Raw genomic sequence first — 26,162 nt, 5'->3', positions numbered from 1 at the left:
GGAAAGCGTCAGACCGAACGCGTCGCCACCACCGGCGGCACCGCCGCGGCGCGCATCGCCGGCCCCAGCACCGCGGCCTGCCCGATCAGCCACAGCGCCAGCGCGCCGATGGGGAAATACACCGCCGGCAGCCGCGGCAATTCGTAATGCACCATCAGGAACAGGTTGATGCCGTAGGCCAGCACCATGCCCAGCGCAATGCCGATCGTGGCGAGCAGGAAGTTCTCGGTCTGGAAGTAGCGCAGGATGTGCCCGCGCGTGGCGCCCAGCGCGCGGCGCACGCCGATCTGCCGGCGCCGCTGCGCCACCCAGAAGCTGCCCAGGCCGACGATGCCCAGCGCGGTCACCACCAGCAGCGCCACGCACACGCCGATCAGCAGGCCGGTCATCGAGCGGTCGCCGTCGAAGAAGCGCTGGCGCACTTCGTCCCAGGTGCGCTTCTGCCAGAAGATGCGGTGCGGGTTGTTTTTCTTCATCGCCGCGATCGCCGCGGCCAGCACGCGTTCGCGTTCGCCCGGCGCGGTGCGGATCAGGTATTGGTTATCTTCCACCTGCATCGGCACCATCATGCTGTACTGCGCCTCGGCGTCGTTCCAGATCGACGGGCGCACCAGGTGCTTCACCACGCCGACGATCTGCAGCGGCACTTCCGAACCCAGCCAGATCGTCTTGCCCAGCGCCGGCTGCCCCGGGAACAGACGCTGCGCCATCGGCTCGGTGATCACCACCAGGCGCGGCAGGCCTTCGAGCTTGCCTTCCTTGAAGGCCTTGGAGGCGTCCTTGATGCTGACGTAGTCCTCCGGCTGCAGCAGACGTCCGGCCACCAGCTGCACGCCGAGGGTCTGGCCGATGTTCTCGCCGAAATAATTGGTGGCGTTGAGCGTGGGCTTGTTCTGCTTGGGGTCCAGCTTGATGCCGCTGTTGTTGGACGAACGGCCGAACGGAATCTGGTTGACCGAAGCCACCTCGGTCACGCCGGGAATCGCGCGCAGCGCGGCCAGGTCGGTGAGCGTGCGCGCGTGTTCGTCGGGCTTGGCGCCGATCTCGGCCAGGGCGACCTGGATCAGCTCGTGCTCGGCCACGCCGCTGGGCATGTGGATGCGCTCGATGCGCTGGCTGACCAGGAACACTGCGTTGCACACGATGGCGCAGGTCAGCGCGATCTCCAGCACCACCAGCAAGGCCGTGGTCTTGTGCCGGCGCAGGGTCGACAGAATGGGGCGGATGGCCATGGCGTCTCCTTACTGGCTCTTCAGTTGCAGGGCGGGCGCGACCTGGCAGGCGCGCAGCGCGGGCAGCAGGCCCGCAGCGACGCTGGAGCCGACGGCAAGCGCAAAGGTTGCCCCGAGCATGGCCAGGTCCAGCCGGGCCAGCGAGGCGTAGTCCGCCGGCTGCTGGCGCACCAGCCACAGGCCGAGGAAGGCCAGCACCAGTCCGCACACGCCGCCGGCCAGGCCGACCACGCCGGCTTCGATCAGCAACTGCTTGAAGATCTCGCGCTTGGACGCGCCCAGCGCGCGGCGCACGCCGAGCTCGCCGGCGCGGCGCAGGAACTTGGCCAGCATCAGGCCCACCGTATTGACCAGGCACACCACGAGAAAGCCGATCGCCAGCCAGCTCTGCAGGCGCACGTCGCTGGGCACCACTTTCTCCTGGTCCAGCCATTCCATGACGTTGCGCAGGCGCACGTTCACCGGGCGCTGGAAGCGGCCCAGGGTCTTCTGCTCGCGCGAGTAGTTCTCCAGGAAGGCCTTGTACGCCGGCGCGTCGGCGGCGCTGGCCAGCTCCACCCAGAACTGCATCCACACGCAGGTGGCGTTTTCCATGTGGTCGCCGTCGTTGCCGCCGCCGCGGCCCCAGCAGTCGGTGCTGCCGTTGCGCGGCAAGGTGAGGTCGCGCGAGGTGGACAGTGGCACGAACACTTCTTCCGACTCGGTGTAGTTGCCCACGTTGAGGTCGTAGAAGTGCGGATTCGGGCGCCAGTCGTCGAGCACGCCGACCACGCGGAACGGCGTGTCCTTCAGGCGCACCACCTGGCCGCGGCTGTCCTTGCCGCCGAACAGTTTCTCGTTGAGCTTGCGCGTGATCACCGCCACGCGCGCCTTGCTGTCGTCGTCGGCTTCGTTCCAGCCCTGGCCGTACAGGAAGGGCGCGTCGAACATGGCGAAGAAATCGGCGGTGGTGTAGCGCGAGTCGCTGAAGAACGGCTCCACGTCGGCCTGCGCCGGCTGCACCGGCACGGCACCGCCGGTCATCAGGGCCTGGCGCCTGGCGCGCTTGGCCTTGAGCAGGTTCATGCCGTCCACCCAGGTGAGCTGCTCGGGCGGCTCCTCGCCTTCGCGGTAGCCGTCCATGTCCTGCGGGTCGAGCTGCGGATAGAACAGCCGCGCGCTCTTGGACGGAATCGGATCGCCCGACAGCACGTGCAGCACGGTCAGCGTGGTCATGCAGGCGCCGATGCCCAGCGCGATGGCGACCACCATCAGCGCGGTAAGCACCTTGTTGCGCCGGAGGCTGCGCAGCGCCAGCTCCAGGTAATACGTGAACATGCCCTCTCCCCTTTGCTTCCCTTAAGGCACCGCGCGCTCAGACCGAGCGCGTGGCCTCCACCGGCGATACCTTGGACGCGCGGATCGCCGGCGCCAGTACCGCCCCTTGTCCCAGCAACAGCAGCAGCAGCACGCCCGCCAGCACGTAGAACAGCGACAGGCGGTGCATCTCGAAACGCGTGACCAGCCACAGGTTCATGGCGATCGCCAGCAGCGCGCCGGCGACGGCGCCACCCACGCTGATCAGCAGGTTCTCGGTCATGAAATAACCGAGGATGTCGCCGCGCGTGGCGCCCAGCGCGCGGCGCACGCCGATCTGCCGGCGCCGCTGCCCCACCCAGAAGCTGGTGAGGCCGACGATGCCGGCGGCGGTGATGGCCAGCAGCACCAGGCTGATGATGCCCATCAGCACGGCCATGCCGCGGTCGCTTTCATAGGCGGCCGAGCGCACCTCGGCGAAACTCAGGATGCCCTCGCGCTCGTCCCACACGCGGCGCGGATTGTCCGCGAACAAGGCCTTGCGCGCGGCCCGCATGGCCGGCTCCAGCTGGCCGGGCTGGGTGCGCACGATATAGAACGCGCCTTCGGCGATCGCCATGCGGCGCGGCACGATCACCGAGCGGTAGGCGAAGTTCGAGGCCCAGCGCGCCACGCTCTGCGCCTGCAGCAGGTCGACCACGCCGACGATGGTGGCGGGACCGCCGACCAGATACACCGTCTTGCCCAGCGCGCTTCCATTCGGAAACAGTTTGTCGGCCAGCGCGCGGGTCACCATGATCACCGGCGGCGCCAGGCGGTCGCGCGTGCTCATGGGTTGGATCTCGTCGGCGCGGAAGTTGCGGCCGGCGGTCAGCTTCAGGCCGAGCGTGTCGAGGAAGCGTTCGTCCGCGAAGTAGATCGTCGCATCCGAGGTGTCCTCGATCTGCTCGGCGCTGAGCCGCACGCCATCGTCCCAGCCGCCGCCGCGCAGCGGATAGGAGTTGCTGGTGGTGGCGTCCTGCACGCCCGGCACCCGGCGCAGCACGTCGAGATCGGTGCGCAGTTTCGCGTCCGCCTCGGCGCTGGTGACCTTGCCGACCCACTCGTTCTGGATCACGAAGATGTTCGGCTCGTCGATGCCGGTGGGTTCGGACAGATGCGCGACGCGCTGCTGGATGATGAAGAGCGCGTTGCACACGATCGCCAGGGTCAGCGCGATCTGCATCGCGATGAGAATGGTGCCGGCCTTGTGCTGGCGCAACGCGGCGAGAATGGGCTTGATTTCCATGGCCTGGTCTCTCCGCCTCAGTTGGACTTCAGCTGCCAGGCGGGCTGCACCTGCGCCGCCCGCCAGGTCGGATAGAACGCGGCCAGCACCGTCGCGGCGATCGCCACCAGCAGGGCGAGCGACACCAGCGACACGTCCAGCCGCGCCAGGTGGGCGATCTCCGGCGCGAAGACCAGGCCCACGCCCAGCATGCCCACGCCGGTGAGCACCACGCCGAGCAGGCCGCCGGCGAGGCCGACCATGCCGGCCTCGGCGAGGAACTGCCGATAGATGTCCCCGCGCGAAGCACCCAGCGCGCGGCGCACGCCGATCTCCGACGAACGGCGCATGAACTTCGCCAGCAGCAGGCCAATGGTGTTGACCAGGCAGATCACGAAGAAGCCCACCGCCACCACCAGCGCGATGCGGCTTTCCGGCGGCACCGCATGCTTGTACCCGAGCCAGCTGGGCACATCGCGCAGGCGCACGTTCGGCGCCCAGTTGAAGCGTCCGGCGCGGCGCTGGTCGTCCGCATACGAGGTCAGGAACTGCCGGTAGCGCGCCACGTCGGCCGCGCCGTCGAGCTCGACCCAGGGACTGATCCAGACGCACTGGCCGTGCAGCCAGCCTTCGCGGTCGTCGCCGCGCTTGCCGCCACCGCCGCAGTTGTTGTTGCCGGCGGTCTCGATCTTCAGGTCCATCGCGCGGTTGAACGGAACGTAGACCTGCGACGGCTCGGAATAGGCATTGCCGCTGAACATGTCGAAGAAGCGCGGCTTGGGATCCCACTGATCGGCGACGCCTACGATGCGGTACTGCTGGTCGTCCAGCACGATCTCCCTGCCCACGCTGTTGGCGCCGCCGAACAGCTTCTGGTTGAGGCTGCGGCTGATCACGATCACCGGGGCATGCGCTTCGTCGTCCGCGGCGCTCCACCCCGAGCCGTACTGGAACGGAACGTCGAACATCGGGAAGAAATCGCCCGTGGCCGCATAGCCCGGCACCTTGAACGGCGCCTTCTGCGCGTCCTCCGGCATCACCGACAGGCGCACCGCGAACAGCACCGTCTGCCGCTTCGCCTGGTGCGCCTTCATCAGCGCCACGGCGTCGGTGTAGTTGAGCGCATCCGGCGGCTCGCCGGCGTTGTTGTACTGCGGCCCGCGGTTGTCGATCATCGGCACGAACAGCCGCGAGGATTTCTGCGGGATCGGATCGCCCGACACGGCGCGGAACACCGCGTAGGTGATCATCGACGCCGCCACGCCGAAGCCGATCGCCATCACCATCAGTGCGGTCAGCACCGGGTTCTTGCGCAGGCTGCGCGCGCCGAGCCGCAGGTTGTGGGCAAACATTCCGCTCATGATTCTCTCTGCAGGGGAAGCTTCAGGGTCCACGCGCTCACACGGAGCGCGTGGCCTCCACCGGCGGCACCTTGGCCGCGCGCATCGCCGGCGCCAGCACCGCGGCCTGGCCGAGCAGCAGCAGGGCCACCACGCCGACCACCACGTAGAGCATCGACAGGCGCGCCATCTCGAACTGCGAGACCATCCACAGGTTCATGCCGATCGCCAGGCCCACGCCGATCACCACGCCGGCCACGCCGATCATCAGGTTCTCGGTGAGGAAGTAGCTGAGGATGTCGCGCTTGGTCGCGCCCAGCGCGCGGCGCACGCCGATCTGCTTGCGGCGCTGGCCGACCCAGAAGCTGGTCAGGCCGACGATGCCGGCGGCGGTGATGGCCAGCAGGATCACGCAGATCACGCCCATCAGGATCGCCATGCCGCGGTCGTTCTTGTAGGCATCGCCGCGCACCTGGTCGTAGGTGCGCACGGCGCGCTCGCCGGAGATCACGCGCATGCGGCTGGTCTTGAGCAAGGTGGCCGGCGCGCTCTTCACCACGTCGGCCAGCTGGCCCGGCTTGGCGCGGATCAGGTAGATGGTGTAGTTGCTGGTCAGCTGCACCGGCAGCAGCATGGCGTTGTCGTTGAAGTTGTCGGACCAGGTACCGTTCCACGGCACCTGCAGGCGCGCCACGATGCCGATGATGGTGCTGGGCGGGATGTCCTTGCCGCCGAGATACAGCTGCTTGCCCAGCGCATCGCCCTTCGGATACAGCTTGTCGGCCAGCGCCTTGGTGATGATCACCTGCGGCGTGGACTTGATGTCCTTCGGGTCGGCGGTGATCACTTCGTCCGCGGTGAAGTTGCGGCCGGCGATCAGCTGCGCGCCGTAGGTGGCCAGCGCATGTTCGTCGACGAAGTACAGCGTGGTCTGCGCCGCCGACTTGCCTTCGTTCTTCGGCGCCAGGTTCACTCCGGTGGACCAGCCGCCGCCGCGCAGCGGGAACGAGTTGGTGGCGAAGGCATCCTGCACGCCGGGGGTCTGGCGCAGCGCCTGCACGTCGGCCTTGATCAGCGGCGCGGTGTCCTTGCCGTCCACCGAGACCCAGCGGTTCTGGATCGCCAGCACGTTGTTCTCGTCCATGCCGGTAGGCCGCGAGATGCGGTCCACGCGCTGCTGGATGATGAACAGCGCGTTGCACACGATGGCCAGGGTGAGCGCGATCTGCATCGCGATCAGCAAGGTGCCGGCCTTGTGCCGCTTCAGGGCGGCGAGAATGGGCTTGATCTGCAGCATGGTCGTCGCCTTGGGTCAATTGGGCTTGGATTAATTGGACTTGAGCTGCCACGCCGGCTGCACCTGAGCGGCGCGCCAGGTCGGATAGAACGCCGCGATCACCGTGGCCAGGATCGCCACCAGCATGGTCAGCAGCACCAGCGGGAAATCGAGCTTGGCCAGGCGCGCCACCTGCGGGTCGAAGATCAGCGAGATGCCGTACACGCCGACGCCGGTGAGCAGCAGGCCGAGCACGCCGCCGGCCAGGCCGACCGCGCCCGCTTCCATCAGGAACTGCGTGTAGATCTCCTTGCGCGAGGCGCCCAGGGCGCGGCGCACGCCGATCTCGGAGGAGCGGCGCAGGAATTTCGCCAGCAGCAGGCCGATGGTGTTGACCAGGCAGATCACCAGGAAGCCCAGCGCGACCAGCAGCGAGATCTTCGCCTCCGGCGGCACCACCTTCTGGTAGTCCAGCCACTCCACCACGTTGCGCAGGCGGGTGTTCGGCGCCCACTTGAAGCGGCCGGCGCGCTGCTGCTCGGCGCAGTAGCCGTTGAGATAGTTGCGGTAGGCATCGGCCTCGGCCTTGGTCGGCAGTTCCGCCCAGAAGCCCAGCCAGATGCATTCGGAATGCAGCCAGTTGTCCCAGCCGGTGCCGGGGTCCTTGTTGCAGTTGTTGTTGCCGTTGGTGCTGACCTTCAGCTCGATCATGCGGGTGAACGGCACGAACAGCTGGGTCGGGTCGTCGAAGCCGCCGGTGTTCACTGCGTCGAAGAACAGCGGCTGTGGATCCCAGTGATCCATCACGCCGACGATGCGGTAAGCGCGGCCGTCGAGGTTGATCTCGCGGCCGACGCTGTTCTCGCCGCGGAACAGCTTCTCGTTGAGCTGCTGGCCGATCACCGCGACCTGCGCGTGCGCGTCGTCGTCGGCCTGGGTCCAGCCGCGGCCGTACTTGAACGGGATGTCGAACATCGGGAACGCGTCGGCGTACACGCCGTAGGTGTTCTCGCGGAACGGCAGCTGGCTGGCGTCGGCCGGCACGATGGACAGGCCGGCCGGGTACAGCGCGGTCTGGCGCGCGGCCTTGCGGTCGCGCATCAGGCCGATGGCGTCGGTGTAGCTCATCGCCCGCGGCGGTTCGCCCTGGTTCTGCTGCGCGTCTTCCGGACCCCAGTTGTCGATCTGCGGCACGTAGAGCTGCGAGGACTTGTGCGGAATGGGGTTGTTGGAGGTGGCGCGGAACACCGAGTAGGTGGTCATCGACGCCGCCACGCCGAAACCGATCGCCATCACCATCAGCGCGGTGAGCAACGGGTTCTTGCGGAGACTGCGCAGGCCGAGCTGGAAGTAGTAGGCGAACATGGAGGCGTCCGATGAGTGATGCAGTGTCCGGGTTCCGATCCCTTCTCCCCTCCGGGGAGAAGGTGCCGGCAGGCGGATGAGGGGCGGGGCTTGCGGGAAAGGCTCTACAAAGCGCGACCTGCTTCAGGTCGATCCTTCACCGCTCCGCCCGTCCCCTCACCCCAACCCCTCTCCCCGGAGGGGAGAGGGGCTTCAAAAGCTTTACGCCGGCGCGCCAGCGCGCGACTGGTGCTGGTGGAAGCGCGGGTCTTCCGCCAGATCCACCACCTGGCCGTCGATCACGTGCACGTTGCGCTGAGCGCGGGTGGCCAGTTCCGGATCGTGGGTGACCATCACGATGGTGGCGCCCTCGCGGTGGATCTCTTCCAGCAGCTCCATCACGCCGCGGGCCATCTGCGTATCGAGGTTGCCGGTCGGTTCGTCGGCGAGCAGCAGGCGCGGCGAGCCGGCCAGCGCGCGCGCGATCGCCACGCGCTGCTGCTGGCCGCCGGACAGTTCGGCCGGGTAGTGCTTGGCGCGCGAAGCCAGGCCCACGCGCTCCAGCGCGTCCATGATGCGCTGCTTGCGTTCCGGCGCCTTCATGCCGCGATAGCGCAGCGGCACTTCGACGTTGTCGAACACGTTGAGGTCGGGGATCAGGTTGAAGGCCTGGAAGATGAAGCCGATCTTCTCGTTGCGGATCTTGGAGCGCGCGTTGTCGTTGAGGTTGCTCACCTCCACGCCGTCCAGGTGGTACTCGCCGCCGGTGAAGGTTTCCAGCAGGCCCGCGATGGTGAGGAAGGTGGTCTTGCCGGAACCGGACGGGCCGGTCACCGCGACGAACTCGCCTTCCTTCACGTCGATGTTGAAGTCGCGCAGCGCGTAGGTCTCCACCACTTCGGTGCGGTAGACCTTGGACAGGTGGGTCATCTTGAGCATGGAATGGCTCCTTCGGGCCAGGGAATAGGGAACAGGGAACAGAGAATCGGTGTGGACGTCGCGGTGAGCTTTGGGCTCTTCACTATTTCCTATTCCCGATTCCCGATTCCCTCGCAATCAGCGGCTGATGGCGACGCGCGCCGCGTTCTTGAAGCTGTCGGTACCTGAGATCACGATGCGGTCGCCTTCCTTCAGGCCGTCCAGGATCTCCACCTTGTCGATGCTGCTGGCGCCGACGCGGATCGGGTGCTTCTCGGCGATGCCGTCGTGCACGATGTAGGCGTAGGCGCCGCCGGATTCGTCGACGAAGGAGCCGCGCTGCACGGCCAGCACGTTGTCGCGGCGGTCCAGCAGGATGCGCACGGACAGGCGCTGGTTCTGGCGCAGCTGCTTGGGCGTGTCGCCGTCGAAGCGCAGGCGGGCGGCCACTTCGCCGTTCACCACTTCGGGCGAAATGGCGCTGACCAGGCCCTTCCAGGTATTGCCGTTGCCGCTGATCTCGCCGCCCATGCCGATGCCGAGGTCGCGGGCGAAGCTTTCCGGCACCTTCATTTCCACTTCCAGCCTGCTCAGGTCGATCACGCTGAGCAGCTGCGCGTCCTTGGCCACGGTGGCGCGTTCGGCGATGAACAGCTGGCCGACCTGGCCGTCCACCGGCGACTTCACGTTGAGTTCGTCGACCTGGCGCTGCAGGTCCTTCACCAGCAGCACCTGGCGGTCGTGGGCGAGCTTCTTGGACTTGATGTCGAAGTCCAGGCTGGCGCCATCGTTGGCGAGGTCGGCCTTGGCGTGCTCGACGGTGATGCGCGCCTTCTCGACGTCGTCCTTGGCCTTGTCCACGTTCATGCTGGGCACCGCGCCCTGCGAGAACGCCTTCTGGTAGCGCTGCAGGTCGCGCTGCGCGCTGGTCTGGTCGATCTGCGCGTTGTCGAACGCTTTCTGGAGTTCGCCGCGCTTCTTCTTGGCGTCGATCTGCGAACGCAGGAAGTCGACTTCCATCGCGTCGGCCGCGCTCTGTTCCTGCGCCAGCTTGTTGGTGAGTTCGGGGCTGACGATGGTGGCCAGCACCTGGCCCTGCTTCACCACGTCGCCGGCGTGCACCTTCAAGGTGACCGCGCCGCCGGAAGTGGCGTACAGCGTCGGGCTGACCGCCGCCACCACCTTGCCCTCGGCGGCGATGTCGCGCACGAACAGCCCGCGCTCGACCGTGCCGAAGGCAAGGCGCGAGCCGCTGACCGAGGCGTCGGCGGAAAACAGGCGGCTGGCCTGCGGCAGCACCAGGGCCAGCACGGCCACGGCGGCCACGCCGGCACCGATGAAGACGAGCCGGCGCTTGCGGCTGGGCTTGACCTCGACCAGGCGGTCTTGAGCGGAGGTATCGCGAATCATGATCGGTCCTAAGGCCACGGACATGAGTGGCCCCTGGACCTGTATCAGCAAGCGCTATGCCAACCGCTCAGGCGATCGATTCGGTTTGTTTATCAGGTAGTTGGAGGAGCCGTCCGCAGAAGACAGGCTGTCCGCGGACAGATCGACGGACAGGCGGACAAGTGTCCGGACGCCGCGGACGGACGAACCTACAGCGCCTCGGCGCGCAGCACTTCCTGGGCGATGTCGCGGCCGAGCGCGGAGAGTTGCGCGGCGTCCCTGCCGCCCAGCACGTCCATATTGCCCAGGCGCCGCTGCGTGAAATGCAGCAGGCGCGCGCCCGCGGCGCGGAACGGCCGCTGCACGCGGCGGAACGCGGGGGCGCCGGCCGGCACGGCGGCGGACAGCAGCACGTCCCAGGCCAGGTAGTCGGTATCCGGCAGCAGATGCAGGCGAGCGCGCAGGCGGCCGGCGGCGTCCACGCATTCCAGCCATTCGCGCGGGCCGTCGGCGCCGATCACGCAGGAGGCGAGCAGCCATTGGGTATGCAGCAGCGGGGCGAGGTCTTCGCCTTCGGCCAGCCAGCCGCGCGCGGGGTGGTCGGGCGAGGCATCGCCGCGCATCGGCAGATACAGCACGGTGCCGAGCAATGGCAGGCGCGCGGCCAGCGCGGCGGGGGCCACGCGCAGCCAGCGCGGCGGGCAGGACGGCGCCTGCGAATGCGGACAGACCGCGGCAAGGGTATGGGCCAGCCAGCCGAACATGGCGCGCTCCTGGAAAGAGGAGACCCGGCTGGCGCGCTGCGGGGAGGGCAACGCGGCGCTGGCGATAGGCCTGAAGGGAAAACCGGCGAGGCGCCGGACGTGCGGGCTTACTTGGTGAGGATCAGCTTGTCGTTGCGGGTGAGCCGCAGGTGGTACTCGCTGCCCTGGTGGGTGATCACCAGTTCGCGCTCGCCGGCCAGCAGGTTCTGGCTGGAGATGCGGCGTGCGCCGGGTTCCGGCGTCACCGCCTGGGGCTTCAGGCGCAGCAAGCCGAGCGGGCGCGACAGCAGGTCGGCGGGGGTGGGCAGTACGGCGGTGGTGGACATGGGCAGGCTCCGCGTTGGTCAGAGGCGGAGTTGATGATAATCGTTCTCATTTACCTGTCAACGGCCGAAGTGTGAATCCGGCCGGGGCAGAACGCCGCGCCCTGCCCCGCGCCGCTCAGGCCACCGCCTGCTCGATCCGCGCCAGCACATCCGGCGTCAGCCGCGGCAGCAGGCGCAGCACGTCGAGGTTGTGTTCCAGCTGTTCCAGTCGGCTGGCGCCCAGCATCACCGTGGACACGTGCGGATTGACCAGGCACCAGCCGATCGCGAGCTGCGCCTGGCTCACGCCGAGCTCGGTGGCGATCGGCGCCAGCCGCCGCACCTTGGCGATGCGCTCGCCGCCCTGCTCCAGCACCGCCTGGCGCAGCCATTCGTAGCCGGGCTGGGCCAGGCGCGCGTCGTTCGGCACGCCATCGTTGTACTTGCCGGTGAGCAGGCCCGAGGCCAGCGGCGACCAGATCGTGGTGCCCATGCCGAAGTCGCGGTACAGCGGCGCGTATTCCTGCTCCACCCGCTCGCGGTGCAGCAGGTTGTATTCGGGCTGCTCCATCGTGGGTGCATACATGTGGTTCTCGCGCGCCACGCGGTGCGCCTCGGCGATCAGCGCGGCCGGCCATTCGCTGGTGCCCCAGTAGAGCACCTTGCCCTGGCGCACCAGGGTGTCCATCGCGGCGACGGTTTCCTCCACCGGCGTATCCGGATCGGGGCGATGGCAGAAGTACAGGTCCAGGTGATCCACGCGCAGCCGCTGCAGCGCCTGGTGGCAGGCTTCGAGCACGTGCTTGCGCGACAGCCCGCGCTGGGTCGGCGCGGGATTCGCCCGCGCGCCGAAGAACACCTTGCTCGACACGCAATAGCTGTCGCGCGGAAAGCGCAGATCCGCCAGCACGTCGCCCATCAGCGTCTCCGCCACACCGTGGTTGTACACCTCGGCGTTGTCGAAGAAATTCACGCCGTGGTCGTGCGCCATCGCCAGCATGTCGCGCGCCAGCGAACGCCCCACCTGCTGGCCGAAGGTGACCCAGGCGCCGAAGGACAAGGCCGACAGCTGCAGGCCGCTTTTGCCGAGACGACGGTATTGCATGGGGAAGCTCCTTGGGGGGAAAGCGAACCGCGCGAGCATGCCAACTCGCCCGTGCAGCGTCCAACCGGCCTATTGACAGCGGAATTGTTTCGTTCCTACTGTACTAGTACACACAGTACAGTCAGGAGCCACCGATGGCCCGCCAGCAAGCCTTGATGATCGACATCGCCACCGGCGACGTGCGCCCCATCAGCAAGCAGATCGTCGACGCCGTGCGCCTGAAAGTGGCCACCGGCGAACTCACCCCCGGCTGGCAGCTGCCCAGCGTGCGCGGCCTGGCGCAGCAGCTCACCATCAATCCCAACACGGTGGCCAAGGCCTACGCCGAGCTCACCGCCGAAGGCTGGCTGGAATCGCGCCCCGGCCTGGGCCTGTTCGTGGCCACGCCGCGCCAGCGGCTGAGCCCGCGCGAACGCGAGCGCCGCCTCGACGACGCCATCCAGCGTTTCGTGCACGACGTGGTCTCGCTCGACTACCCCGCCGACACCGTGCTGGCGCGGCTGGGCGACGAACTGCGCGCGCTCGCCACGCGCAAGAGCGCCTGAGGCCCCGCCATGAGCGACTACGTCATCGAAACCGAGCAGCTCAGCCGCAGCTTCGGCCGCAAGCGCGCGCTCAACGCCTTGAGCCTGCGCGTGCCGCGCGGACGCATCCACGCCATCGTCGGCGCCAATGGCGCCGGCAAGTCCACGCTGTTCCGCGTACTGCTGGGCTTCCTGCCGCCCAGCGACGGCGCCTCGCGCGTGCTCGGCCGCGACAGCCAGGCGCTGACGCCCGAACACCGCGGCCGCATCGGCTTCGTCAACGAAGAACACACCCTGCCCGGCTGGATGAGCGCCGAAGCGGTCACCGCCATGCAACGACGCCACTACCCGCGCTGGAACGAAGCGATGTACCGCCACGTGCTCGGCCACTACCACGTGCTGCCCCACCAGAAAATTTCGCAACTGTCGCGTGGCGAACGCGCCGGCCTCAATCTCGCCCTGGCCCTGGCGCAGTCGCCGGAGCTGCTGATCCTGGACGAACCCACGCTGGGCCTGGACGTGGTGGCCAAACGCGCGTTCCTGCAGGCGCTGCTGGATTCCAATGCCACCGAGCACTGCACCGTCATCTACTGCTCGCACCAGATGGAAGAGATCGAACGCTTGGCGGACAACCTGATCATCCTCGAGCGCGGCGAGCTGCGGCACATGTCCTCGCCGGAGGATTTCTGCGAACGCATCCGCCACTGGGTGGCCGACATCCCGTTCCGCGCACCCGACCAGGCCGACGTTCCCGGCCTGCTGCTGGCGCAGAAGATCGACCAGCTCTACCACTACACGGTGCTCGACCAGGCCGAGGACTTCGGCGCCTTCCTGCGTGCGCAGGGCGCGCGCTACGTGCAAAGCATGCCGGTCAGCCTGGACAGCGCGGTCAACGGCTTCCTGGCCAAGAACCATATCGCCCCGGCGGCCTGAAGGAGCCCTCCGTGAACGAACTCTTCAAAGCCGAACTCGGCCGCTTCCTCAAGGCGGGCCTGCTCTACGGCATGCTGCACCTGTTGCTGCTGGCCTTCATGACGCGGCTGGTCGACCTGCTGCAGCAGCCGCTGCTGGTCTATCGCGTGGCCGCGCTGGTGTTCGCCTTTACCGGCCTGCTGCTGGCCGCGTATCAGATGAGCCAGCACCGCAAGCCGGGCGCCTGGGTGTATCTGCTGCATCGCCCGCTGCATCCGGCGCGCATCGCCATGGCGCTGGCCGGCGCCGCGGCGGTGCTGCTGTTCATCGCCGTCGCGCTGCCGCTGCTGCTGGACATCGGCGGCGTGGCGCTGTTCTCCGCGCGCATCGTCGACACGCGCCACTGGCTGCTGCCGCTGTGCGCCTGGGCCATCGCCTTCGGCGTCTATCTATGCGGCGCCTGCGCCATGCTCGCGCCGCGCCGCGGCATGGCGCTGCTGCTGTGCCTGCCCCTGCTGAGCCTGGCCGCGCCGGCCAGCGGCGGCGGCGCACTGGCGGTGCAGCTGCTGGCAGTGCTGCTCGCGGCCGGCCTGCTGCTGACCTTGTTCCATCCGGACCTGACCAGCCTGCCGCGCGCCGCGGCTGCGCGCGTGGCGATCGTGCTGGTGATGCAGGTCGGCCTGTCGTTCGCGCTGTACTGGGTGCTGACGCTGGGCGTGGAGTTCGGCCTGATGGCACTGGGGCGCCATCCCTTGAACGGCATTCCTCCCGCCGGCGGCTATGCGGAAGCCGAACGCGCCGACAGCGCCGCGCTGCTGCGGGCGGGGCTCGGCAACGACGCGCGCTTCGCCCTGCTGCGCGAACAGGCCGGCGTGGCGGAACAGGCCGCGTGGGGGCCGGGCGCCGCGGATTATCCGCGCTACGGGCAGCTGACCAGCCCGATGCCGCTCGAATTCGACGACGCCACCCGGCACCTGCGCTGGAGCTTCAGCCATGACCGCGGCCTGTTCCATGGCGTGGACCTGGCCACGCGCAAAGACGCCGGCTGGCTCGGCCGGCGCGGCATCGTGCAGGGCGCGGCCGCCGCGGCGGACCGTTTCGAACAGCCGCCGCTGGTGTTCGACGAACGCTACCTGGTCACGCCGCACCGCCTGTACCAGTTCAACGCGATCGACCAGAGCGTGCACCTGCGCATCGCGCTGCCGGAGGACGAGTACTTCACCGCCGCGCCGCGCAAGCTCGGCACGCGCGTGCTGGTACTGGGTTCGCGCCGCCTGCACGTCTACAACGGCAGCGAATTCCTCGCCGGCACCAGCCAGGTCAAGGACCTCCACACGCTGCCGCTGGACGGCGCCATCGACAACATCGGTCGCATCGATGCCGCCGAGCTTCTGGACGGCTATCTGGTTTCGCTGCTGCACGGCCGCCAGAGCTATCACCAGGACGTGCCCGCCTGGCAATCGGTATTCCGCCTGCACGAGGATGGCCGCGTCGAAGCGCTCGCCCGGCGCGAAATCGGCCGCGATTACCCGCTGCTGTTCCGCCACCTCGGCTGGGTGGTGACGCCGTTGTGGTACGCGCTGCAGTACCGCCTGGGCTGGATCGTCTCGGGCGATGCCGAAGGCCTGCCGCGCGCGGTCTGGCTCGCCATCGCGGCATTGGCCGTCGCCTGCATGCTGGTCACCGCGTGGCAGGCCAGGCGCGCCGGCCTGCGTCCGCGCGAACGCCTGCTGTGGATCCTTGCCAACGGCGTCACCGGCCTGCCCGGGCTGCTGAGCTTCCTGTTGCTTTATCCGCCCGCCGTGCAGCGGCGCGAACGCGGCATGACGGTGCTGCACACCACCGCCTGATCCTCCACGCACCGGCACCGCCGGTGCCTTTTCGAGAAACAACATGCGCAAGCAACCGACCTCCCGGAGGGCGGCGGCCTCGCTCGCCCTGGTGCTGCTGACGCTCACCGCGGCGGCGCGCGGCGACGATACCTTCCGCTCCCGCGTCGCCGCCTCAGAACGCGCGGCCGCCGCACCGCTGCTGCCGCGCGACGATTTCCAGACCCGCACCGGCGTGCGCGCCATGCGCCTGGCGCTCGACGGCAGACACCTGGCATGGCTGTGGGTGCAGCCGGAGCGCACCAGCCTGTGGCTGCTCGACATCGCCAGCGGCGAACGCAGGCAGGCGCTCGCCGCCATCCAGGCCACCTCGCTGGACTGGAGCAGCGACGGCCGCTGGCTGCTGATCGAACAGCGCAGCCGCATCGCCGCGCTGCCCCTGGATGGCGGCGAAGCGCGCCTGCTGGCGGCGCTGGACGAAGCGCGCGGGCAAGCCTACCTCGGTGCCGATCCGCTGTTGCCCGCGCGTTACCTGCTGCGGGACAAAGATCCGGCGAGCCACCGCTTCCGCCTGCTGCGCAAACGCATCGATGGGGCGGACGAACTGCTGTACGAAGGCGATGCCGCTCCCACCGACGTGGCCTTCGACCGCCAGGGCCAGGCGCGTTTCATCGGCACCGCCGGCAAGGGCGGCCGCGATCTGCTGCAGCGGCGCGATGGCCGATGGCAACTGTTCCAGCACTGCGGCGCGCTGATCCACTGCACGCCGCTGGCGGTGCACGACGATGGCCGCCTGGTGATGCGCGGCGGCGGCGCCAATCTGCAGCAACTGGTCGCCATCGACCCGGCGACACACACCACGCAGACCTTGCATGCCGACCCCGAAGGCATCGCCGATCTCGCCGACGCCCTGCTCGATCCGCGCACCGCGCAAGCGCTGCTGGCCGCCTACGACACCGACCGCCACCACGTCTATGCCGTCGATCCCGCCCTGCGCGCGCCGGTAGCCTGGCTCGACCGGCGCTTCGCCAACGCCAACCTGGACCTGGACGTCGCCAACAACGGCCTGATCCTCGTCACCGAGCGCAGCGATCGCCTGCAACGCGAACGCTACTGGCTGCTCGATCCACGCAAGCTTCCCGGCGCCGATGCACTGAGCGGCATTGCCGAAGACCAGCAGGCTCCTTCGCGCAGGCTTCCCGAGAGCATGCTGGCCCAACGCATCCCCGTCAGCTGGCGCGCCAGCGACGGCATGCGCCTGTACGGCTTTCTCAGCCTGCCGCCGGGACGCGACGCGGCAAAGCTGCCGCTGGTGCTGCGCCCGCACGGCGGCCCCAAGGCGCAGACACGGCCCGGCTACGACATGCTCACGCAGTTCCTGGTCAATCGCGGCTATGCGGTGTTCGAACCGAACTACCGCACGTCCACCGGCTACGGCCGCGCCTATCTGTTCGCGGCCAGGGGCGACTATGCGCACGGCCGCGTCTATCGCGACATGCTCGACGGCATGGACTGGCTGCTCGCGCACGGCGTCGGCGATGCCGCGCGGCAAGCCATCACCGGCCATTCCTACGGCGGCTTCGCCACCCTGCTCGGGCTCACCTACGACAGCGCGCGCTTTCGCGTCGGCGTGGGCATGGCCTCGCCGCCCGATCTTGCGCTGGCGTTTGAAACGATTGCCGACAACCCGGTGCAAGATGCCACCGTGCCGGTAGCGGAAGAACTGGCCGCGTTGCACGCCAACGATGCGGCCACCCTGGCGCGCCTGCGCGAGCAGGCGCCCGCGCGCATGCCGCAACGCATCGCGCAGCCGCTGGTGCTGATCGCCGGCGCCAAGGACGAACGGGTGCCGGTCCGCAGCGTCGCCAGCTATGCGGCTTCGCTCAAGGCACTGGGCAAGCCGGTCAGCTTGCTGGTCGATCCGGACTCCGGCCACCAGCTCGAAGCGCCGATGGCGCGCCTGGCCACGCTGTATCTGCTGGAGACCGCGCTGCAAGGTCCGCTCGGCGGCCGCGCGGACGCTACGCGCAGCGCCGAGTTGCAAAGCTATCTGCAGCGCAACCTGCGCCTGGATACGATGCAATCACCCGGCGCTGCGCAATAATCGCCGCGCCTCCGCCACGAGACCTTGCCCATGAGCCACCCTCGCAGCCCGCTCGCGATCTGGCAGAAGCTTTCCGCCCGCCCCGGCGGCGCCTGGCTGTTCTCGCGCCTGATCTGCCTGAAGGCGCCGTACTTCGGCAGCATCAAGCCGCGCTTCGAGGAACTGCGCCCCGGCTATTGCCGCATCCGCATCGCCAAGCGGCGCGCGGTGCTCAACCATATCGGCACGGTGCACGCCATCGCGATGTGCAACCTGGCGGAGCTGGCCGGCGGCACCATGACCGAAGTGACGATCCCGCCGACGCACCGCTGGATCCCCAAGGGCATGACGGTGGAATACCTGAAGAAGGCGACTACCGGTGTGGTCGGCATCGCCGAACCGGTGGCGCCTGAAATAAGCAGCGAGGCGGCGGATTATCCGGTGCGGGTGACGGTGGCCGATGCGAACGGCGAAGCCGTGTTCCGCGCCGTCATCACCATGTGGGTCAGCCCCAGGCGGTAAGGCTTAGCCCGACGCCGAGCACGATGGCGGCGAACACCCCCGCCACCACGTCGTCGACCATCACCCCGGGACCGCCCTTCAGGCGGCGGTCCAGCCAGCCGATCGGCCAGGGCTTGGCCACGTCGAACAGGCGGAACAGCACGAAGCCCGCCAGCACCGCCCACCACGGCGCGAACAGGGCGGGCACCAGGGCGATCCATTGCCCGACGAATTCGTCCCACACCAGGCTGCGATGATCGTCCACGCCCAGCGCGCGCCCGGCGACATTGCACGCCCATACGCCCAGCGCGAACGCCAGCACGATCACCAGCGCATACAGCGGCAGCGGCAGCTGGCGCAGCAGCAGCCACGGCAGCAGCGCCGCCAGCGAACCGAAGGTGCCCTGCGCCTTGGGCGCCAGGCCGGAGCCGAAGCCGCAGGCGATCCAGCCGGCGAAGGAAGACGTCAGCACGCGGCGCTGTTCGGGGGTAAGGATTTTTTTGTCGCTCATGCGGCGAAATGATCCCAGCCCTGGTGCGCCGGTTCCAGCCAGGTGCCGTCTTCCGCGCGCACCTGCACGCCCTCGCCTTCCACGATGCGGCCGATGCGCGTCGCGCCGCAGCCCAGGCGCGCGAGATCGGCCTGCACTTCGGCGGCGCGCGCGGCGGGCACGGTGAAGCACAGTTCGTAATCGTCGCCGCCGCTCAGCGCGAAGTCGCGGGCGGAGGCGTCGTCGAACAGGTCGAGCAAGGCTGGCGAACGCGGCAGCAACGCGCTTTCGATTTCCGCGCCGACGCCGCTGGATGCGCAGATATGGCCGAGATCCGCGGCCAGGCCATCGGATACGTCCAGGCATGCGCTGGCCCGTTCGCGCAACGCCAGGCCCGCGGCTATCCGCGGCGTGGGTCGATGCAATCGCTCCACCAGATACGCCGCCTGCGCACCGTCCACGCCGCCACGCTGCAGCAGATGCAACCCTGCCGCGGCGTCGCCGAGCGTGCCGGTGACCATCACCACGTCGCCCGGCTTCGCTCCCGCGCGGCGCAAGGCCTTGCCCGGCGGCACGAAGCCATGCACCGCCACGCTGATCGTGAGCGGGCCGCCGGTGGTATCGCCGCCCACCAGCGCCAGCCGATGCGGCTGCGCCAGCTGCGCAAAACCTTCGGCGAATGCGTCGACGAAACGCTGCCGCGCCTCCGCCGCGCCGCTGCGCGGCAAGGTCAAGGCGAGCAAGGCCCACGCGGGCGTGGCGCCCATCGCGGCCAGATCGGAAAGATTCACCGCCAAGGCTTTCCAGCCCAGGTCCGCCGGCGCGGTATCGCGCGGAAAATGCACGCCCTCGACCATGGTATCGATCGCCACCGCCAGCTCCTGCCCTTCGGGCACGGCCAGCAGCGCGGCATCGTCGCCGATGCCTAAGCGCACATCGTCGCGCCCCTGCGCGGTGCGCTCGCGGATGCGGTCGATCAGGCGGAATTCCATGGCGTTCCTGCGGCGGGCGGCAGCGGCAAGCAGACCATCCGTGGACGCGTCATGCAAGGTCGGGCCACATGCAAGCGCCGCCCCTGCCGCCAGTCATGCGGGCGGCCGCGGCATGCGTGGCTAGAATCGGCGGACTACAGCCCACGGAGGTCCGTTCATGCACGTCCGCCGATCCTCGCTGTTCCTCGCTGCCTGCGCCGTGCTGGCTATGGCCCCGGTACACGCCGCGACTCCCGAAGAGAAAGCCGTGCTCGCCCCGTTCCAGACCCTGCTCGACGGCATCGGCAAGCGCGACCACGACATGATGCGCTCCGCCCTGCTGCCCGGCGGCATGATCACGCTCACCCGCGCCGACAAGACCCAGCAGCTGCACTACGACGCGTTCATCGAGCACATTCCCGCCACCGGCACGCAGAAGCTGGAAGAGCGCATCCACGATCCGCTGGTGAAGATCGACGACAACATCGCGATCATCTGGGCGCCGTATGAGTTCCTGGTCGACGGCAAGGTCGACCATTGCGGGACGGATATCGCGCATCTGGTGAAGCAGAACGGGAAGTGGTTGATCGCGGGGATTGCGGACAATGGGCGGAAGGAGTGTGGGGCGAGCAAGTAGCGTCTCGCTTCGCCCGGCCCCTCATCTGCCTGCCGGCATCTTCTCCCCGGCGGGGAGAAGAGTTCGAACTGGGAAGCTCACCCTCACGATCACCTCAACGTACCCCCTCTCCCCTCCGGGGAGAGGGCTGGGGTGAGGGGCCGGGCGAAGCGAAACCTCCACGCCCGAAAAACCCCGCTCTTACCCTTCGCGCCTGAACACAATCGTCGGCTCACCGTGATAAACGCTGCGCTTCCATTCGCGGAATCCAGCTCTCTCGGCAACTCGGATCGACGCCAGATTCCCCGGCGCAATGATGCATACCGAGCGCATCCCGGGCAGCTGCTCCGCCGCCCATGCCGTGGCCGCCGCCACCGCCTCGCTCGCATAACCCTTGCCATGCGCCGACGGCGCCAGGATCCAGCCGAATTCCAGCATGCCGCGCAGCGAAGGATCGAGCTCGCGGCGGAAATCGGCAAAACCGATATCGCCGACATAGCGCCCGCCGTCCTTCTCTTCCACCGCCCAGAAGCCGTAGCCGAGCATGCTCCACAGCCCGCGCCACGACAGCATGCGCCGCCAGACTTCCTCGCTGGTAAACGCACGCCCGCCGAGAAAACGCGTGACCTCCGCATCGCCCCACACCGCCGCGCAGGCGGCGTGGTCGTCCGGGCGATGGCCGCGCAGCCGCAGCCGCGCGGTTTCCAGCACCGGCACGTCATGGGCCGGCGCGGCGGCCATCAGCCTTTCTTCTCCACCGCGCGCAGCTGCATGGCCAGCTTGTCCAGCACGCCGTTGACGTAGCTGTGGCCGTGGTCGGCGCCGAAGCGCTTGGTCACTTCGATGGCCTCGTTGATGATCACGCGGTACGGCACGTCCGGGCGGTACTTCAGCTCGTAGGCGGCCATGCGCAGCGCGGCGCGCTCGATCGGGTCGATCTGCTCGATCTCGCGGTCGACGTAGGGCTTCAGGCTCTCGTCGATGGCGGCGAGGTTGCGCTCCACGCCGTGCAGCAGGTCCTCGAAGTAATCGAGGTCGGCCACTTCCATGTCCTGCTCGTGCTGGAACTGCTGGATCACCGCGTTCATGCCGCTGCCGCTGACCTGCCAGGCGTACAGCGCCTGCAGCGCGCGGCGGCGGGCGCGCGAGCGCGCGGCCAGGTCGATGCCGTCGGGACGCGGGCTCATCACAGCTTTCCGTACAGGTTGACCATCTCCAGCGCGGCGATGGCGGCGTCGGCGCCCTTGTTGCCGGCCTTGGTGCCGGAACGCTCGATCGCCTGCTCGATGCTGTCGGTGGTCAGCACGCCGAACGACACCGGCACGCCGGAGCCATAGGCCGCGCCGGCCAGGCCCTTGGCGCATTCGCCGGCGACGAAGTCGAAGTGCGGGGTGGAACCGCGGATCACCGCGCCCAGCGCGATGACGGCGGCGTACTTGCCGGAATGGGCCAGCTTGTGGCCGGCCAGCGCGATCTCCCAGGCGCCCGGCACGCGGATCAGGTCGATCGCCTCGTCCTGCACGCCGTGGCGCACCAGGGCGTCGCGCGCGCCGGCCACCAGGGCCTCGACCACGAAGCCGTTGAAGCGGCCGGCGACGATGGCAAAGCGGCCCTTGGGCGTGGAGAAATCGCCTTCGATGATGTTCATGGGTATGCGGTTCCTGGGGCGTGCGGCCCATGTGGGCCGGTCATTTTACGGGATTTGGGGCAGCGTGCCCGGATCCGGCCGCGGCTGGGGCCCGGCCAGGTGGGGATAAGCGCCGAACGACAGCTCGGCCGTGCCGCCGGCCACGCGCAGGCGGGCCGCGGCGCCGAACGGCAGGGTGAACTTGTCCGGCTCGTGGCCGAACGGCAGCCCGCGCACCACCGGCACGCGCGCCACCCGGCCGATCTGCTCGAACGCGGCGGGGACGTCGTAGCCGTTGTCGTAGGCGGCCGGGCGGCAATGGGTGAAATGGCCCAGCACCAAGGCGCGCTGGCGGTCCAGCACGCCGGCCAGGTGCAGCTGGTACAGCAGGCGCTCGATCCGGTACGGCGGCTCGCCCACGTCCTCGACGAACAGGATGCCGCCGTCGATGCGCGGAAAATACGGCGTGCCCAGCAGGCTGCACAGCACGGCGAGATTGCCGCCCCACAGCGGGCCTTCGACGTCCAGCTCGCCCTCGGTGGGCGTGGACCAGGCCGCGGTCGACCGCGGCGCGGCCACCGTGCGCCAGAAGTGTTCCCACATCAGCGGGTTCAGTTCCGGCGCGCCGAAATCCGGCCCCAGCATGGGGCCGCCGAAAGTCAGCAGCCCGCACCGGGCGTAGAGCGCCAGCTGCAGCGCGGTGAAGTCGCTGTGCCCGACCAGCACGGTGGCGCTGCCGGCCAGGCGCTCGCGCAGCGCGCCGTAGTCCAGCTGCTCCAGCAGGCGCGTGGCGCCATAGCCGCCGCGGATGGCCAGCACGATCTCCGGCAGCGTGTCCGCATGGGCCAGCGCATTGAGCTCGGCCGCGCGCTGCGCGTCGGAACCCGCATAGCGCAGCTCGGTGCGCTCGAGGGCTTCGAGGCCGTCCAACGTGCAGCCGGCGGCGTGCAGGCGCGCCACGCCGCGCTGCATGGCGGCGCGGTCGTGGGGGTAGCCGGAGGGAGCGATCAGGCGGATCGAAGTCATGGCGTCGGTTAAGGAGTTGAGCGAAGCCGGCAGTATGCCGCGCGCGCCCTGGCCGCCAGAGGGCGGCGCCCGGGCGCGCGGCGGATCACACGTGCTCGACCACCTCCAGCCCGAAGCCGCCCAGGCCGACCAGCTTGCGCGGCGTACCCAGCACGCGCAGGCGCTGCACGCCCAGGTCCGCCAGCATCTGCGCACCCAGGCCCAGCTGGCGCCATTCCTGCTGCTGCGCTTCTTCCGGCGCCTGCGCCGAGGGCTGGCGGTTGAGGCGGCGCAGCAGGGCGTCGGCGGTGTCCTCGCCGGACAGCACCAGCAGCACGCCGCGGCCTTCGTCGGCGATGCGGCGCAGCGCGGAGGTCACCGTCAGGCCCAGGTCGTCGCGCTGCAGATGCAGCACGTCGGACAGCGTGTTGCGCACGTGCACGCGCGTCAGCACCGGCGCGCCGTCGTCGACCTTGCCGCGGGTCAGCGCGAAATGCAGGCCGTGGTGGATGGCATCGCGGTAGGCGACCAGATGGAACGGACCGAACTCGGTGTCCACCTGTTCCTCGTGCACGCGCTGCACCGTCTTCTCGGTTTCCAGGCGGTAGCGGATCAGGTCGGCGATGGTGCCGATCTTCAGGCCGTGCTTCTGCGCGAATACTTCCAGCTCCGGCCGGCGCGCCATCGAGCCGTCCTCGTGCAGGATCTCGATCAGCACCGCCGACGGCTCCAGCCCCGCCAGCGCGGCGAGATCGCAGCCCGCCTCGGTATGGCCGGCACGCGTCAGCACGCCGCCCGGCTGCGCGGTGAGCGGGAAGATATGGCCGGGCTGCGACAGATCCTGCGGCCTGGCATCCGACTTCACCGCCACCTGGATGGTGCGCGCGCGGTCGTGCGCCGAGATGCCGGTGGTGACGCCTTCGGCCGCCTCGATCGAGACGGTGAAGTTGGTGTGGTACGGCGAGGTGTTGTCGCTGACCATCGGGCGCAGGCCGAGCTGGCGCGTGCGCTGCTCGGTCAGCGTGAGGCAGACCAGGCCGCGCGCCTCGCGCACCATGAAGTTGATGTCCTCCGGCCGCACCATCTGCGCGGCCATGATCAGGTCGCCTTCGTTCTCGCGGTCCTCGTCGTCGAGGATCACGACCATGCGGCCGGCGCGGATGTCTTGGAGGATTTCGGGGATGGTGTTGAAGCTCATGGGGAATCCAGATAGCTCGAGAGTGTGGTTTTTAACCGTCATGCCGGCGCAGGCCGGCATCCAGTAGCGACAGCGCACGAAATCACCGCCAACCAAAAGCGATGTGCGCTCTCGCTCGACCATGCCTTACCGTCACTGGATGCCGGCCTGCGCCGGCATGACGGCCTTGTGGGGTCACGCGAAGCCGTGCTTCTTCAGGAAATCCTCATCCAGCCGCGGCGAACCGCCACCGCCGCCCATCAGCCTTTCCACATAGCGCGCCACCACGTCCACCTCCAGGTTCACCGCATCGCCCGGGCGGCGCGCGTGGAATACTGTGTGTTCCACCGTGTGGGGGATAAGGTTCACGCCGAAACGCAGCCCGTCGACCTCGTTCACGGTGAGGCTGGTGCCTTCGATGCAGATCGAGCCCTTGGCGGCGATATAGCGCGCCAGGTTGGCCGGCACTTCGAAGGTCCAGCGCTGCGAGCGGCCGTCGGGCGCGATCGAGACCACCTTGCCCACGCCGTCGACGTGGCCGGAGACCAGGTGCCCGCCGAGGCGGTCGGCCAGGCGCAGCGCCTTTTCCAGGTTCACCGGGTCGCCGGCCTTGAGCTTGCCCAGGGTGGTGAGCGACAGGGTCTCGTTGGAGACGTCCGCGCTGAAGCCGCGCGGTTCCAGCGTGACGGCAGTGAGGCAGACGCCGGAGACGGCGATGCTGTCGCCCAGCTGCACGTCGGCGAGATCGAGTTGGGCGGTGTCGACATACAGGCGCACGTCGCCGCCGCGCGGTTCGAGCCGCGCGATGCGGCCCACGCTCTGGATGATCCCGGTGAACATCAGCGCACCTCCGGCACGGAGGCGGCGTTGGAACGGTCGAGGTTTTTCATGAAACGTTTCCCGCATCGAAGGTCAGCGAAAAACGCCCCAAGGCGCATGGCAGGCGCACACCGCGAGGGCGCACGCCGTACCGTCTTCTCTCATCCGGACTTTCCGGAGATGTCGCTGCAAAAAAGCAGGAAATCCCCGACCGTCGGCTCCGGCATCGGACCGGATCTGCTGACCTTCCGCACTGGGAGCGGAAGCGCTCGCGGGCTTGTCTCGGAGACCCTCGCAGGCCTCGTCCACCTACCGCCGGTGGGGAATCGCACCCCGCCCTGAAGACGTCGTAATGGTTGTCGCCGGGTCGCCCCGACCGCGGAAGTCTAGCACCGGCCGGCGTTTCCCGTGGCGCACGCTGCGTGCGCTTTTCGGAGGCAACCTAGAGTTCGGACGACAGGAAATCGATCAATGCGCGCAGTGCGGGCGCCCGGTCCGCGCCCGGCAGCCAGACCAGCTGGATCGGCGAGGTGCTCAGTTCCCACTCCGGCAGCACGCGCACCAGCTTGCCGCGTTCCACCAGCGGGTCGGCCATGTAGTCGCCCTGGATGCCGATGCCCACGCCGGCCAGCAGCGCATCGCGGGTGGCCATGGAATCGTTGCAGGTCAGCACCGGGTCGATGCGCACCGAGCGGCGGCGGCGGCCCTGGCTGAACTGCCACAGCGTGCCGGTGCGCAGCCCGCTGAAGGCGACGCAGCGGTGCGCTTTCAGCCCGGCCGGATCGGCCAGCGCCGGCGCGGAGGCCAGATACCCCGGCGCCGCGCACAGATAGCGCCGCATGCTGCCCACGCGCCGCGCCACCAGCTGCGCATCGGCCAGGCGGCCCACGCGCAGGGCCAGGTCGATGCGGCCGGCGACCAGGTCCGCATAAGCGTCGTCGTATACCGCCTCGATGCGGATCTGCGGATGCCTGGCCATGAAGCGCGCCAGCACCGGCGCCACCCGCAGCCGCCCGTACGAACCCGGCAGATGCACGCACAGGCGCCCCGCCGGCTCGCCGCCCCGCGGCCGCAGTTCCGCCGCCATCGCCAGCATCACCGCGTCCAGCCGCTCGCAATGCGCCAGCAGCTGCTCGCCGCGCGGCGTCAGCGTCACCCGCCGCGTGGTGCGCAGGAACAGCTTGCCGCCCACGGCCTGCTCCAGCGCCGCGATGCGCCGGCTCAGCACCGACGGCGTGCAGCCGGCCTCGTGCGCCGCGCGCGAGAAGTTCAGCAGCCGCGCCGCGATGGCGAAGCCGCGCAGCTCGCGCAGGCGGTTCGGGGTGAGCTCGAAGGATTGATTCATGGGACGAACAAAAGATATGCGATATCG

General features: G+C 68.9%; 26 protein-coding genes and 1 riboswitch. Of the genes, 6 read left to right on the top strand and 20 right to left on the bottom strand.

Features of this window, described 5'->3' with window-relative positions; translation table 11 throughout:
• Positions 1-8: 8 nt before the first annotated feature.
• The 11 genes from ISN75_RS04150 to ISN75_RS04100 all read right to left on the bottom strand — a co-directional run bounded on the left by ISN75_RS04150 (position 9) and on the right by ISN75_RS04100 (position 12,236).
• The gene (locus ISN75_RS04150; protein WP_343819333.1) at positions 9-1,232 is read right to left on the bottom strand and encodes an ABC transporter permease; all 1,224 of its coding nucleotides are present in this window, start codon (positions 1,230-1,232) and stop codon (positions 9-11) included.
• 9 nt (positions 1,233-1,241) lie between these two features.
• A complete protein-coding gene (locus ISN75_RS04145) occupies positions 1,242-2,549 on the bottom strand; it encodes an ABC transporter permease (RefSeq protein WP_167252337.1) in 1,308 nt (435 codons plus the stop codon).
• A gap of 37 nt (positions 2,550-2,586) precedes the next feature.
• The gene (locus ISN75_RS04140) at positions 2,587-3,816 is read right to left on the bottom strand and encodes an ABC transporter permease (protein ID WP_343819334.1); all 1,230 of its coding nucleotides are present in this window, start codon (positions 3,814-3,816) and stop codon (positions 2,587-2,589) included.
• 17 nt (positions 3,817-3,833) lie between these two features.
• A complete protein-coding gene (locus ISN75_RS04135) occupies positions 3,834-5,147 on the bottom strand; it encodes an ABC transporter permease (RefSeq protein ID WP_343819575.1) in 1,314 nt (437 codons plus the stop codon).
• Between the two features lie 46 nt (positions 5,148-5,193).
• Entirely contained in the window at positions 5,194-6,432 is a 1,239-nt protein-coding gene (locus tag ISN75_RS04130; RefSeq protein ID WP_343819335.1) for an ABC transporter permease, read from the bottom strand.
• Positions 6,433-6,462: 30 nt separating this feature from the next.
• Entirely contained in the window at positions 6,463-7,776 is a 1,314-nt protein-coding gene (locus ISN75_RS04125) for an ABC transporter permease (RefSeq protein WP_343819336.1), read from the bottom strand.
• Between the two features lie 201 nt (positions 7,777-7,977).
• Positions 7,978-8,694 carry an ABC transporter ATP-binding protein gene (locus ISN75_RS04120; protein ID WP_168648139.1) on the bottom strand — a complete coding sequence of 239 codons (717 nt, stop codon included), beginning with the start codon at positions 8,692-8,694 and terminating at the stop codon, positions 7,978-7,980.
• A gap of 117 nt (positions 8,695-8,811) precedes the next feature.
• On the bottom strand, positions 8,812-10,083 hold the full coding sequence (locus ISN75_RS04115) for an efflux RND transporter periplasmic adaptor subunit (protein WP_168648138.1): 1,272 nt from the start codon (positions 10,081-10,083) through the stop codon (positions 8,812-8,814).
• Positions 10,084-10,271: 188 nt separating this feature from the next.
• Entirely contained in the window at positions 10,272-10,826 is a 555-nt protein-coding gene (locus ISN75_RS04110) for a hypothetical protein (RefSeq protein ID WP_167252342.1), read from the bottom strand.
• A gap of 107 nt (positions 10,827-10,933) precedes the next feature.
• Positions 10,934-11,152, bottom strand: coding sequence for a hemin uptake protein HemP (gene hemP, locus ISN75_RS04105; protein ID WP_243867809.1), 219 nt, complete (start codon positions 11,150-11,152; stop codon positions 10,934-10,936).
• A gap of 115 nt (positions 11,153-11,267) precedes the next feature.
• The gene (locus ISN75_RS04100) at positions 11,268-12,236 is read right to left on the bottom strand and encodes a potassium channel beta subunit family protein (protein WP_167252343.1); all 969 of its coding nucleotides are present in this window, start codon (positions 12,234-12,236) and stop codon (positions 11,268-11,270) included.
• 134 nt (positions 12,237-12,370) lie between these two features.
• On the opposite strand from ISN75_RS04100, the gene ISN75_RS04095 reads away from it, so the two are divergent.
• Genes ISN75_RS04095 through ISN75_RS04075 form a run of 5 tightly spaced genes read left to right on the top strand, consistent with a single transcriptional unit; the run spans position 12,371 to position 18,106 of the window.
• A complete protein-coding gene (locus ISN75_RS04095; RefSeq protein ID WP_167252344.1) occupies positions 12,371-12,781 on the top strand; it encodes a GntR family transcriptional regulator in 411 nt (136 codons plus the stop codon).
• 9 nt (positions 12,782-12,790) lie between these two features.
• Entirely contained in the window at positions 12,791-13,693 is a 903-nt protein-coding gene (locus tag ISN75_RS04090; protein WP_343819337.1) for an ABC transporter ATP-binding protein, read from the top strand.
• A gap of 11 nt (positions 13,694-13,704) precedes the next feature.
• Complete coding sequence (locus ISN75_RS04085) at positions 13,705-15,522, top strand: hypothetical protein (RefSeq protein WP_343819338.1); 1,818 nt, start codon at positions 13,705-13,707, stop codon at positions 15,520-15,522.
• A gap of 43 nt (positions 15,523-15,565) precedes the next feature.
• A complete protein-coding gene (locus ISN75_RS04080; RefSeq protein WP_343819339.1) occupies positions 15,566-17,605 on the top strand; it encodes a S9 family peptidase in 2,040 nt (679 codons plus the stop codon).
• 30 nt (positions 17,606-17,635) lie between these two features.
• Positions 17,636-18,106, top strand: a complete 471-nt coding sequence (locus tag ISN75_RS04075; protein ID WP_343819340.1) for a hotdog fold domain-containing protein — start codon at positions 17,636-17,638, stop codon at positions 18,104-18,106.
• Here ISN75_RS04075 and ISN75_RS04070 read toward each other — a convergent pair.
• Together ISN75_RS04070 and thiL are read right to left on the bottom strand one after the other, a co-directional pair.
• Positions 18,090-18,596, bottom strand: coding sequence for a phosphatidylglycerophosphatase A (locus tag ISN75_RS04070; protein ID WP_343819341.1), 507 nt, complete (start codon positions 18,594-18,596; stop codon positions 18,090-18,092). The two genes, ISN75_RS04075 and ISN75_RS04070, sit on opposite strands and share 17 nt — an antisense overlap.
• Positions 18,593-19,567, bottom strand: coding sequence for a thiamine-phosphate kinase (gene thiL, locus ISN75_RS04065; protein WP_343819342.1), 975 nt, complete (start codon positions 19,565-19,567; stop codon positions 18,593-18,595). The genes ISN75_RS04070 and thiL overlap by 4 nt, the downstream gene beginning before the upstream one ends.
• A 157-nt stretch (positions 19,568-19,724) precedes the next feature.
• Between thiL and ISN75_RS04060 the strand changes: the two genes are divergently transcribed.
• Complete coding sequence (locus ISN75_RS04060) at positions 19,725-20,183, top strand: nuclear transport factor 2 family protein (protein ID WP_167252351.1); 459 nt, start codon at positions 19,725-19,727, stop codon at positions 20,181-20,183.
• A gap of 180 nt (positions 20,184-20,363) precedes the next feature.
• Here the strand turns inward: ISN75_RS04060 and ISN75_RS04055 are convergent, their stop codons facing one another.
• The 7 genes from ISN75_RS04055 to ISN75_RS04025 form a co-directional block, all read right to left on the bottom strand.
• Positions 20,364-20,903 (bottom strand): GNAT family N-acetyltransferase, encoded by a 540-nt coding sequence (locus ISN75_RS04055; RefSeq protein ID WP_167252352.1) that lies wholly within the window; start codon positions 20,901-20,903, stop codon positions 20,364-20,366.
• Positions 20,903-21,349: a transcription antitermination factor NusB gene (nusB, locus tag ISN75_RS04050; protein ID WP_167252353.1), complete on the bottom strand. Its 447-nt coding sequence runs from the start codon at positions 21,347-21,349 to the stop codon at positions 20,903-20,905. The genes ISN75_RS04055 and nusB overlap by 1 nt, the downstream gene beginning before the upstream one ends.
• A complete protein-coding gene (ribE, locus tag ISN75_RS04045; protein WP_343203555.1) occupies positions 21,349-21,816 on the bottom strand; it encodes a 6,7-dimethyl-8-ribityllumazine synthase in 468 nt (155 codons plus the stop codon). The genes nusB and ribE overlap by 1 nt, the downstream gene beginning before the upstream one ends.
• Positions 21,817-21,855: 39 nt before the next feature.
• Positions 21,856-22,815 carry a muramoyltetrapeptide carboxypeptidase gene (gene ldcA, locus ISN75_RS04040; RefSeq protein WP_343819343.1) on the bottom strand — a complete coding sequence of 320 codons (960 nt, stop codon included), beginning with the start codon at positions 22,813-22,815 and terminating at the stop codon, positions 21,856-21,858.
• Positions 22,816-22,900: 85 nt separating this feature from the next.
• Positions 22,901-23,992 carry a bifunctional 3,4-dihydroxy-2-butanone-4-phosphate synthase/GTP cyclohydrolase II gene (ribBA, locus tag ISN75_RS04035; RefSeq protein ID WP_167252356.1) on the bottom strand — a complete coding sequence of 364 codons (1,092 nt, stop codon included), beginning with the start codon at positions 23,990-23,992 and terminating at the stop codon, positions 22,901-22,903.
• A 174-nt stretch (positions 23,993-24,166) separates the two neighbouring features.
• Positions 24,167-24,811 (bottom strand): riboflavin synthase, encoded by a 645-nt coding sequence (locus ISN75_RS04030; protein WP_343819344.1) that lies wholly within the window; start codon positions 24,809-24,811, stop codon positions 24,167-24,169.
• Between the two features lie 128 nt (positions 24,812-24,939).
• A riboswitch (FMN riboswitch) is annotated at positions 24,940-25,140 on the bottom strand.
• A gap of 92 nt (positions 25,141-25,232) precedes the next feature.
• The gene (locus tag ISN75_RS04025; RefSeq protein ID WP_167252358.1) at positions 25,233-26,135 is read right to left on the bottom strand and encodes a LysR family transcriptional regulator; all 903 of its coding nucleotides are present in this window, start codon (positions 26,133-26,135) and stop codon (positions 25,233-25,235) included.
• Positions 26,136-26,162: the final 27 nt, after the last annotated feature.

Origin of the sequence: Dyella marensis (assembly GCF_049532885.1) — a bacterium.
Taxonomy (GTDB): domain Bacteria; phylum Pseudomonadota; class Gammaproteobacteria; order Xanthomonadales; family Rhodanobacteraceae; genus Dyella_D; species Dyella_D marensis.
This window is presented reverse-complemented; position numbering and strand designations above follow the sequence as displayed.

What these genes read in the sequence shown, in the direction of transcription:
- ISN75_RS04150 (WP_343819333.1), bottom strand. Translation starts at nt 1,232, where the DNA reads ATGGCCATCCGCCCCATTCTGTCGACCCTGCGCCGGCACAAGACCACG.
- ISN75_RS04145 (WP_167252337.1), bottom strand. Translation starts at nt 2,549, where the DNA reads ATGTTCACGTATTACCTGGAGCTGGCGCTGCGCAGCCTCCGGCGCAAC.
- ISN75_RS04140 (WP_343819334.1), bottom strand. Translation starts at nt 3,816, where the DNA reads ATGGAAATCAAGCCCATTCTCGCCGCGTTGCGCCAGCACAAGGCCGGC.
- ISN75_RS04135 (WP_343819575.1), bottom strand. Translation starts at nt 5,147, where the DNA reads ATGTTTGCCCACAACCTGCGGCTCGGCGCGCGCAGCCTGCGCAAGAAC.
- ISN75_RS04130 (WP_343819335.1), bottom strand. Translation starts at nt 6,432, where the DNA reads ATGCTGCAGATCAAGCCCATTCTCGCCGCCCTGAAGCGGCACAAGGCC.
- ISN75_RS04125 (WP_343819336.1), bottom strand. Translation starts at nt 7,776, where the DNA reads ATGTTCGCCTACTACTTCCAGCTCGGCCTGCGCAGTCTCCGCAAGAAC.
- ISN75_RS04120 (WP_168648139.1), bottom strand. Translation starts at nt 8,694, where the DNA reads ATGCTCAAGATGACCCACCTGTCCAAGGTCTACCGCACCGAAGTGGTG.
- ISN75_RS04115 (WP_168648138.1), bottom strand. Translation starts at nt 10,083, where the DNA reads ATGATTCGCGATACCTCCGCTCAAGACCGCCTGGTCGAGGTCAAGCCC.
- ISN75_RS04110 (WP_167252342.1), bottom strand. Translation starts at nt 10,826, where the DNA reads ATGTTCGGCTGGCTGGCCCATACCCTTGCCGCGGTCTGTCCGCATTCG.
- hemP (WP_243867809.1), bottom strand. Translation starts at nt 11,152, where the DNA reads ATGTCCACCACCGCCGTACTGCCCACCCCCGCCGACCTGCTGTCGCGC.
- ISN75_RS04100 (WP_167252343.1), bottom strand. Translation starts at nt 12,236, where the DNA reads ATGCAATACCGTCGTCTCGGCAAAAGCGGCCTGCAGCTGTCGGCCTTG.
- ISN75_RS04095 (WP_167252344.1), top strand. Translation starts at nt 12,371, where the DNA reads ATGGCCCGCCAGCAAGCCTTGATGATCGACATCGCCACCGGCGACGTG.
- ISN75_RS04090 (WP_343819337.1), top strand. Translation starts at nt 12,791, where the DNA reads ATGAGCGACTACGTCATCGAAACCGAGCAGCTCAGCCGCAGCTTCGGC.
- ISN75_RS04080 (WP_343819339.1), top strand. Translation starts at nt 15,566, where the DNA reads ATGCGCAAGCAACCGACCTCCCGGAGGGCGGCGGCCTCGCTCGCCCTG.
- ISN75_RS04075 (WP_343819340.1), top strand. Translation starts at nt 17,636, where the DNA reads ATGAGCCACCCTCGCAGCCCGCTCGCGATCTGGCAGAAGCTTTCCGCC.
- ISN75_RS04070 (WP_343819341.1), bottom strand. Translation starts at nt 18,596, where the DNA reads ATGAGCGACAAAAAAATCCTTACCCCCGAACAGCGCCGCGTGCTGACG.
- thiL (WP_343819342.1), bottom strand. Translation starts at nt 19,567, where the DNA reads ATGGAATTCCGCCTGATCGACCGCATCCGCGAGCGCACCGCGCAGGGG.
- ISN75_RS04060 (WP_167252351.1), top strand. Translation starts at nt 19,725, where the DNA reads ATGCACGTCCGCCGATCCTCGCTGTTCCTCGCTGCCTGCGCCGTGCTG.
- ISN75_RS04055 (WP_167252352.1), bottom strand. Translation starts at nt 20,903, where the DNA reads ATGGCCGCCGCGCCGGCCCATGACGTGCCGGTGCTGGAAACCGCGCGG.
- nusB (WP_167252353.1), bottom strand. Translation starts at nt 21,349, where the DNA reads ATGAGCCCGCGTCCCGACGGCATCGACCTGGCCGCGCGCTCGCGCGCC.
- ldcA (WP_343819343.1), bottom strand. Translation starts at nt 22,815, where the DNA reads ATGACTTCGATCCGCCTGATCGCTCCCTCCGGCTACCCCCACGACCGC.
- ribBA (WP_167252356.1), bottom strand. Translation starts at nt 23,992, where the DNA reads ATGAGCTTCAACACCATCCCCGAAATCCTCCAAGACATCCGCGCCGGC.
- ISN75_RS04030 (WP_343819344.1), bottom strand. Translation starts at nt 24,811, where the DNA reads ATGTTCACCGGGATCATCCAGAGCGTGGGCCGCATCGCGCGGCTCGAA.
- ISN75_RS04025 (WP_167252358.1), bottom strand. Translation starts at nt 26,135, where the DNA reads ATGAATCAATCCTTCGAGCTCACCCCGAACCGCCTGCGCGAGCTGCGC.